The sequence below is a fragment of the Streptococcus sp. HMSC077F03 genome, assembly GCF_001812375.1.
GTDB lineage: Bacteria > Bacillota > Bacilli > Lactobacillales > Streptococcaceae > Streptococcus > Streptococcus oralis_S.
The window spans coordinates 1-1614 of record NZ_KV808758.1 but is presented as its reverse complement, the minus strand read 5'-3'; the positions used below and the strand labels follow the sequence as shown (position 1 = coordinate 1614).

Annotated in this window: 1 pseudogene; it reads left to right on the top strand. The window is 40.2% G+C overall.

From position 1 onward, the window contains the following. Window positions 1-93 precede the first annotated feature (93 nt). Window positions 94-1614 (top strand): annotated as a pseudogene (locus tag HMPREF2853_RS02555) (cell surface protein); the annotation flags it as partial.

The following is a 1614-nucleotide window of genomic DNA, read 5'->3' as shown; positions in this document are numbered from 1 at the left end:
TCTCGAAAGAGTTACAAGAACTGCTAAACTAATATACATCTATTTCAGAAAAGAGGAGGAAGAAGAAATCGCAATAGGATTTCAGAGAAAATTATGAGAGATTTCATTAAAAAGGTCTCTGTTCTGTTTATGATTCTGTTTCTCTCTGTGCCATTAGGATTGGCTGGACTGTTCCTTGCTCGAGGTGCATCAGCTGATGAAGGGGCTGCAAGACAAGTAGGAGAGAACACAGAAATTATCCAGAATGGATGTTATCGTAAGGTAAAGAAAACAGAAAAAACACAGTGGACAGTTCCACGTAAACCGATCGACTTAGTTATCCTTCAAGATGCGAGTGGATCCTTTGAAAAGACTATTCCTAGTGTTAAGAATGCCTTGAAGCGTTTGACCACTTATGTGAAACCTGAACAGTACAATGAAACTGACCCACATTTAGTGAGTACAGGTGATCCAGATACGACTGACCGCGTCTTCGTTTCAGCTTATCAAGGATTGGATCAGGTTCGATATTTTGATAATGAGGACTTCACAGGAGCGATTGATACCTATACAAATGAGGGGATCACTGGTAAACATTATCAGTTTAGTTCAAGTGATTTAACATCAGATCAAAAATCTATTCATAGCTTTATTGATAATATTACTGTTGGAGGAGGAACTCCTACAGTTCCTGGTATCACGGATGCTCTTGCTGCTTATAACAGTCAAAAAGGAGAAATGAAAAATGGTCGTAAGACAGTATTCCTCCTTGTAACGGATGGTGTGGCCAATGGTTACCGTCTCCCAGATGGTAATGTTGTTATGGATAAAAGTTATGCCAGAACTTATAAGCTACAACCTGCATGGGGACTTGGTCAAAACTATTTCCCTGAAGCAGCGCAAGATATTGTCAGCCGTGCAAACGAGTTAAAAGAGGCAGGAAATACACTTAAGAATGCTGTTGGATCAGAAGGCTCTGTAGTTATTGGTTTCTGGGAGCGAGTGGCAGGGTTCACTGACCCATACTTCCAATATGGTTCTGCTTATTTGAATGGATTTGGAAAAACATTGAATATCGGTGATAACCGTTCAGTTCAAGGAATCTTCCATGATGCTCTTCAATCGATGGCTTCACCAGACAAGGTTGTAAACGGAAAGAACGTTTCCTTCTATGTTAATGAACAAAGCGATATCGATAAGTTCTCAAATCGAATTTTAGAATCGGTAGCTGCAGCGTTGATCAAGGAAGACATCAAAGGTGAGTTCACTGTTACACCCGGGTATAAGGTTGATGCTGTTCGAATCAATGGTAAAACAGTTGTTGAAAAAGTCACAGATCCATCAAAACAAATTCGTGGTCGAATCAATCAAGAAGGTGACAATGTCACAATCTATGTACCCGATAGTGTCTTCAACCCTGGAGATAACAATTTCGACTATGATTTGAGTAAGGAAGCTCGTGCTCCTGAAACGAATGAAGAGGATGAAGTTGATCCGCCAGCTGATTACACACCAACGAATGAAACAATTACAGTCCCTGAATTGACTGGTGTCTTCAAGACAGGTGAATTTACAACCCGTAAGATTGGTGGACGTAATGAAGAAGTTGAAGTTCAAAAACTCGAGTACTGTTAC